Source organism: Streptomyces sp. NPDC059909 (assembly GCF_042730885.1).
Classification (GTDB): Bacteria; Actinomycetota; Actinomycetes; order Streptomycetales; family Streptomycetaceae; genus Streptomyces.
In genome coordinates, this window is record NZ_JBHWKX010000152.1 from 1 (window position 1) to 6,973 (window position 6,973).

The 6,973-nt window shown below is 63.7% G+C and carries 3 protein-coding genes; all 3 read right to left on the reverse strand.

Annotated features, from left to right (window positions below; translation table 11 throughout):
• Window positions 1-93: 93 nt before the first annotated feature.
• The 3 genes from ACFV9O_RS39070 to ACFV9O_RS39080 are packed head-to-tail and all read right to left on the reverse strand — an operon-like array spanning window position 94 to window position 6,220.
• The gene (locus ACFV9O_RS39070) at window positions 94-3,219 is read right to left on the reverse strand and encodes a type I restriction endonuclease subunit R (RefSeq protein WP_385427493.1); all 3,126 of its coding nucleotides are present in this window, start codon (window positions 3,217-3,219) and stop codon (window positions 94-96) included.
• A gap of 17 nt (window positions 3,220-3,236) precedes the next feature.
• Entirely contained in the window at window positions 3,237-4,478 is a 1,242-nt protein-coding gene (locus tag ACFV9O_RS39075) for a restriction endonuclease subunit S (RefSeq protein WP_385427497.1), read from the reverse strand.
• A complete protein-coding gene (locus ACFV9O_RS39080; RefSeq protein ID WP_385427500.1) occupies window positions 4,475-6,220 on the reverse strand; it encodes an N-6 DNA methylase in 1,746 nt (581 codons plus the stop codon). The genes ACFV9O_RS39075 and ACFV9O_RS39080 overlap by 4 nt, the downstream gene beginning before the upstream one ends.
• Window positions 6,221-6,973 lie beyond the last annotated feature (753 nt).

Consider the following 6,973-nt stretch of genomic DNA (forward strand, 5'->3'; position numbering starts at 1 on the left):
CTCAGCCGCGCCCATAACCAGCCGCCAAGACCACGACCAGCCCACCCACCCCAGCCGCAATGTCGAAACGGGCATCAACTCTCATACCGCCCTCTAAGAATCCACCTGCTGATCGACCGCTGCTTCGTAGAAGGCATCCGCGAGGGCGACGATGATCGAGTTGATAGCCGGCCCGTCGGTGAAGAAGTAGTCAGCCATCGTGTTGTGGGCGTCCTGGTTGTCTGCAACCGCCTCCGTAACGGCTGCTTGGAAGTCTTGTGACTCCACGAACTGCTTCTTGGAGTTCACCTTGGTCTGCTTGATCAGGTTCGAGTCGGCTAGCAACCGCTGGACGAGCCCCTGCACGAACTCCCGGACCTGGGATTCGGCGAACGATTCGGCGCCGAAGAGGTCGTTCATCTTGTCTATGACGACCTGGAGCGCGACGTACTTCGGATCCTTCTTCATTCCCGTGCCGGCGGCGCTGATGCCCTTCAGCTGCCCGTCGCCCACGAGCGAGATGTCGACCGGGATCGCCTTGTTGTGCTTGACCCCGACCAGCACCACGTCGGAGAGGTCGACGTCGGCCGCCCAAGCGGACTCGGCGATGACCTTCTCCAGGAGACGCAGGAAGATCGAGAGCATCTCCATGTAGGGGTCGCCGTAGTCGACGATCTGGGACATGAAGTCATAGAGACGTACGTAGGTGGAGACATCCTTGCGGAAAAGGTCGAGCGCGTTGAGGGCGACCTTTTCCTCCTCCTCGATCGCCCGCGCGTAGCGGCGCCGGAAGTCGTGCTGCGCCGGGCTGATCGCCGCCGAGAGCGCGTTGTTGCCCTTCCGGGTGACCCACAGCTCGGCGACCTTGCGGACGTCGTCCTCGGTGTAGATTCCGGCCTGGGCAAGCTTGGCAGCCAGGTGGACGACGACGTACGGATCAGTCTCGGTCTCCAGGGTCGCGTTCTTGAAGTACGGCTCGAAGGCCGCCTTGATGTCCTCGGGCTTGTTGGCGAAGTCGATGACGAACGTCTTACGCTTCTGCTCCCCACCAGCGGTGCGGTGGGTGCGGTTGAGCCGCGAGAGCGTCTGCACCGCGGTGACCCCCGACAGCTTCTTGTCGACGTACATCGCCGAGAGCAGGGGCTGGTCGAAGCCGGTCTGGAACTTGTTGGCGACCAGCATGATCTTGTACGTCTCGCCCTTGAACGCGGCCGCCAGATCAGCCCCGGCACCGGGGTTCATGTTGGCCTCGGTGAACTCGTCATCCTTCGACGGCTGCGGGCCCCAGTCGCTGTGCCAGGTCTCGCCCTCGGCCATCGTCACCCCGGCGGAGAAGGCGACCAGGGTGCGGTAGTTGTACGAGGCGTCCTCGGCGCGGCGCCTGGCGATGTAGGCGTCGATGGCCAGCTTGTACTTCACCGCGGACTTGCGCGAGTCGGTCACCACCATCGCCTTCGCCTTGCCTTCGAGGAGGTAGGCGACGTTGGCGTGGAAGTGCTCGACGATGATCTGCACCTTCTGACTGATGTTCGTCGGGTGAAGCTGCACCCACCGCATCAGACCCTTGCGGGCGGCGGCCTCCTCAACCTCTCCCCCGTCACCGCTCTCGGCCCTGCCGGCGATCTTCAACGCGGTGTCGTAGGACTGATAGCCCTTGAGGACGTCGAGGATGTAGCCCTCCTCGATCGCCTGCTTCATCGAGTACAGGTGGAACTCGCGCGGCTTCCCGTCGGCGTCCTTGCGGCCGAACAGTTCGAGGGTCTTGTTCTTCGGCGTCGCGGTGAAGGCGAAGTAGGAGATGTTCTCCGACTCGGCACGCTCGGTCATCTCCGATGCCAGGATCGACTCCACATCGATCTCGCCACCCTCCTCGACCTCCTTGACCTCCTCAACGGTCAGCACCTGCCTCAGCTTCGAGGAGATCTGACCCGACTGGGAGGAGTGCGCCTCATCGGCGATGACGGCGAACCGCTTGCCCTTCAGGCCAGCCTCGGTCCGGATCTCGTCCAGCGCATGCGGGAAGGTCTGCAGCGTCACCGCGATGATTAGCTCACCGCTCTTCAACGCCTGCGCCAGCAGACCCGACTTCGACTTCGCGCCGGCCTTGCGGACGTCCTCGGGGGTGATAGTCGCGACGATCTTGCCGGTCCCGTCGATCTGCCGGATCGCATCCTGCAGCTGGGAGTCGAGCACGGTACGGTCCACGACCACAATGACCGAGTCGAAGACCTTCCGATCACCGACATGCAGCCGCGCCAGCCGGTGGGCCGTCCAGGCGATGGTGTTCGTCTTCCCCGACCCGGCCGAGTGCTCAACCAGGTACCGCTGCCCGACACCCTCCTCCTTCACCGCCTCGACAATGCTCGTGACGGCCTCCCACTGGTGGAACCGCGGGAAGAGCATGCTCGTACGCCGCACCGACGTGCCGGTGGTGACGTCCCACTCCTCCTTGGTCTGCACGATCATCAGCCGTCCGATGATGTTCAGCCAGGCGTGTTTCTCCCAGACGCGTTCCCACAGATACGCCGTCGACGACCGTCCGTCCGCGCCGGGCGGGTTGCCGGCACCGCTGTCGAAGCCGATGTTGAACGGCAAGAAGTGGGTCTTCTCCCCCTCCAGCCTCGTGGTCATCGCCGCCAGGTCGTTCGAGACCGCGAAATGCACCAACGCCCGGTGACCGAACGACAGCAACGGCTCCGGCCGCCCGTTCGTCAACGGATTGCGATCCTGCTTGTACTGGTTGACCGCCTCGTCCAGCGACTGGGTGAAGTCGGTCTTCAGCTCCACCGTGGCCACCGGGAGCCCGTTGACGAAGAACACCAGATCAATACTGCGCTGATCGGCGGTCGAGAAGTGCACCTGCCGTACCACCCGCACCCGCATCGCCTCGTAGTGCGCCGTCGTGGTCTTGTTGAGCGACGTCTCCGGACGGAACTGCGCCATCTTCAACCGACCACCGCCGATGTACTGCACGCCGGTGCGCAGGATGTTCAGCGTCCCACCGCCATGTTCCAGCGGCCGGTCGAGCGCCGCGGTCAGCACGTCGAGGAACTTCGCCTGCGAACCCGCCGCCTTCAACGCCTTCTCGTAGGCCGGCTTCTGTGTCGCCTCCAGCCACGCGAACAGGTCTGCCGGGAACAGCGACCGCTCCCGGTCGTACTCACCACCGTCACGGTCGTTCGCCGAGTACAGCCAACCGTGGTCCCGGAGGTACTTACAGATCTCAGTCTCGAAGACCACCTCGTTATTATCAGCCATTACGCCACATCTCGGACGTCGATCTGCCCCGTCACCGCCGCCGTGATCAACGCTGACCGCCGTTCCCTGGAGAGCTCGATGAACTGCTCGGTCTCGGCGATGAGCGTGTCGATCTTTGCGGTCTGCTCATCCAAATACGCAGCGATCCGCCGCTGTTCATGGATCGCCGGGAGCGGGATGGGTGTCCGGGCCAAGGTGCCGAGGTTCAGCCGGCGGAACGTCGCGCCCATGATCTGGTAGTCCCAATACTCAGCCGTCTGCCGTGACAGCAGCGCCCACACGATAAATCTCGTGTCGACCAGATCCGGCCGCAGTGCAACTCGCACCGTATCTTGCGTCAGATTCGCACCAGCCAAGTCGCCCGACACGACGGCCACCTTCCCGTACGCCGGGCCGATCGAAACGACCACGTCGCCACCCTTGAGAGCTGACCGCTTGTACGCGCTCGCGATCTCAGGTGATGTCGTTCGCAGGGCATCCCTATCCGGGGATACGCCTTCGCCGAGGATGTCCGACGGTCCGATGTAGACAACCCCACCGTCGACCGGCTCACCACACTGCAGAATGCCGTAGGTCATCGGCCGATCATGATCGACCAGTCGGCGCACCTGGGTCTGCTCGTAGCCGTCCAAGGCCTCAGCGACTGTCGCCACGCGACGATCGCGGAGCATCTCGATCAGGCGCCGCTGCTCTTCGATGAGCGTGTCGATGCGGGCCGTCTCGCGGTCGAGGTAGTCGGCGATGGCGCGCTGCTCCTGCACCGGTGGCAGCAGGATCGGCATGAGTCTGAACTGATCGTTGTCGATCTCTGCCTGCCCGATCCGGACGCCCCGGGAGAGCAAGCCGTAGCCATTCGTGTAGGCCGTCGAACGCAGCAGCCAGTTGAGGTATCGGGTGTCTTCGCCGTGGCGAGGAGCGAAGCAGATGTAGTGCCCAGATACGATGCCCCGGAGAACGGAGATTCCGACCGACCCCTGCCACGCCTTCATGCGGTTGGCGACGAGCCAGCCGGGATGCACCAGTTGGTAAATGCTGCGGTTCTCAGCGGTCTTGTTGTGATTGTCGCGAGAGTCCTTCGCGACGACGCCGAACTCGCGGAACACGGAGAGCATCTGCTCTTCCGGGTGGTCGACATCCTTGATCCGTTCGAACATCGACCACAGGGGTTTCGTCTTCCAGCCAGTCGGCACGTGACCGAGCCACGGCACACCGGAGTCGACCAGATCCGTACGCGTCGTCATCCCTCGACCTCCCGCAGGAGATCCAGGATCTTTGTGACCTGCTTCTCCAGGTCGGCGTCGATCTCGGCGAGCGGACGGGGCGGAATGTACTTGTAGAAGTGGCGGGTGAAGGGGATCTCATAGCCGGTCTTGGTCTTGGCCCAGTCGATCCAGGCGTCAGGAACGTACGGCTTCACCTCCGCGTCGAAGTACGTCTGGATGACTTCGCGCCCCCCTGCCGCTCCGGCGGTTGAGCCGCCGTAGGTAAAGGGCACGTTTTCGGTGTCACGCTTTTTCGAGTCGGGCTTCGAGTTGCCCTTGCGATCGACGACAGGGTTCCTGTCGTCATCGAGCAGGGGACGCTCGACGGTGATGGTCCAGTAGCCGAACTCGTCGTTGCGCAGCACCTTGGAGAGGTCGGGGTCGGCATCCTCGAAGTTGGCGTACAGCCGCACGACCTTGGCGCGGTCATCGTCGCTTATCTCGCGTCCCTTGGACCCAAGGTTCTTGCGCATCTTGGTCCAGAACGACGTGCCGTCGAGGAGTTGAACCTTGCCCTGACGGTCGGGGTGCTTGGTGTTGTCGAGGATCCAGATATAGGTGGCGATGCCGGTGTTGAAGAACATGTTGGTCGGCAGGGCGACGATCGCCTCGACGAGATCGTTCTCCAGCAGCCACCTGCGAATGTTGGAGGGGCCGGACTCGGCGGCGCCGCTGAAGAGCGGCGAGCCGTTCATGACGATACCGACGCGGCCGCCGCCGTCCTCGGGTGCGCGCATCTTATGGGCCAAGTGGAGCAGGAAGAGCATCTGGCCGTCCGAGGTCGCGGGGAGTCCCGGCGCGAAGCGGCCGTACGGACCCGCCTGCTCCTGCTCGGCCTTGACCGCCTTGGCGTACTGCTTCCAGTCCACCCCGTAGGGCGGGTTGGACATGCAATAGTCGAACTGACGGCCCTTGAACGCATCCTCGGTGAGCGTGTTGCCGAAAGCGATGTTAGTTGCGTCGTGGCCCTTGGCGAGCAGGTCGGACTTGCAGATGGCGTACGACTGCGGGTTGTACTCCTGGCCGTACAGGCTCAGCTTCGCCTCGGCATTCTGGGCGAGCAGGTGCTCCTCGGCCAGAGAGAGCATGCCGCCGGTGCCGGCGGTGGGGTCGTACAGCGACCGGATGATGCCGCCCTCGGTGAGGTCGACGTCCTTCTCCGCGAAGAGCAGGTCGACCAGCAGCCGGATCGCATCGCGCGGCGTGTAGTGGTCTCCGGAGGTCTCGTTCGCGGCCTCGTTGAACTTGCGGATGATGTACTCGAACGCATCCCCCATGTCCGCGTTGGACACCACATCGGGATGCAGGTCGACGGCGCCGAAGGACTGGACGATCTCGCGCAGGAGCCCTGCCTTCTCCAGGGCCAGGATCTCCTTCTTGAAGTCGAAGTACTCGAACACGTCCACATCGGCAGAGAACCGGTCGATGTAGTCAGCGAGGTTGTCCGCCAGCCCGTCCGCATCGGCCAGCAGGTTCGCGAACTCGTAGTTGGAGGTGTTGTGGAACGTCCGCCCCGTGGCCTTCTTGACCTCGACCTTGAGCCGGTTCAGGTTCTCGTACCTCGCCGCCAGCTCCCGTACCGCCGCGCGGTCCGGCTCGAGTATGCAGTCGAGCCGTCTCAGGATCGTGAACGGGAGAATCACTGTCCCGTACTGGTTGGGGCGGTAGGGGCCCCGAAGCTGGTCAGCGATTGACCAGATGAAGCTACCGAGCGTGCTCACAAAGGTTCCTCACGAGAATCGTCTAGCAGTGACGATACTTTGCCAGAGGCAGCAGCCAGCGTCCCATGGTTCAGCTACGGGACAAGCGCCGCCCTGTGCCACCGTCTCCCTCCGGATCTCTGCAGAGCTGCAGATCAGAAGGTTCTGACATCCACGGCTGACATCAGCGGCGCCGGACGGGGACGTAAACCAGCGTCTCCGTCCGGCTGTCCTACCCGCCGACGACCGCAGCCGGAGAGGGCTCGGATCGAACTCGTAAGGCGGTGGTCACGCCCTTGTGGACTATCTGTGGCCAGACCCCAGCCGAACCAGCACCTGCGCGGCCCTGACCAGCAACATTGTCTGAGACTCAAAGGGCCTCCGGAGCCGTGTGCGCAGGTTCGAATCCTGCCGGGGGCACTCGCCAGTCAGCCAGCAAGAATCAAGCTCTGACCAGGGCGGATGCCGAAAGAAGAGGGCGGGAGTCAGTCTTACTGACTCCCGCTCTCTCTCGTTGACTCTCGGTGTTCGCGACACACCTCCGACACCCTCCGGGCCGGCGTTCGCCGGCTGCGGGACAGCTCGGGGACGCCGTAACGGCCGACACGGAGTCGGAGCCTGGCTGTTCGTTTGGAGCGCCAGCATCGTGAGGAAGAGCGGCGGAGGCGATACCCGCTTCTGGGTCAGTAATCCGGTCGCCTGACGGCGACACCCTGTGTGCGTGAAAATCGGTGCGTGGTCGTCCGGCGGACGTCGTGACGCCTTGGCGCGTTC

Bases quoted from the DNA above. Each gene is read 5' to 3' on its own strand.
- ACFV9O_RS39075 (WP_385427497.1), bottom strand. From the start codon at position 4,478: ATGACGACGCGTACGGATCTGGTCGACTCCGGTGTGCCGTGGCTCGGT.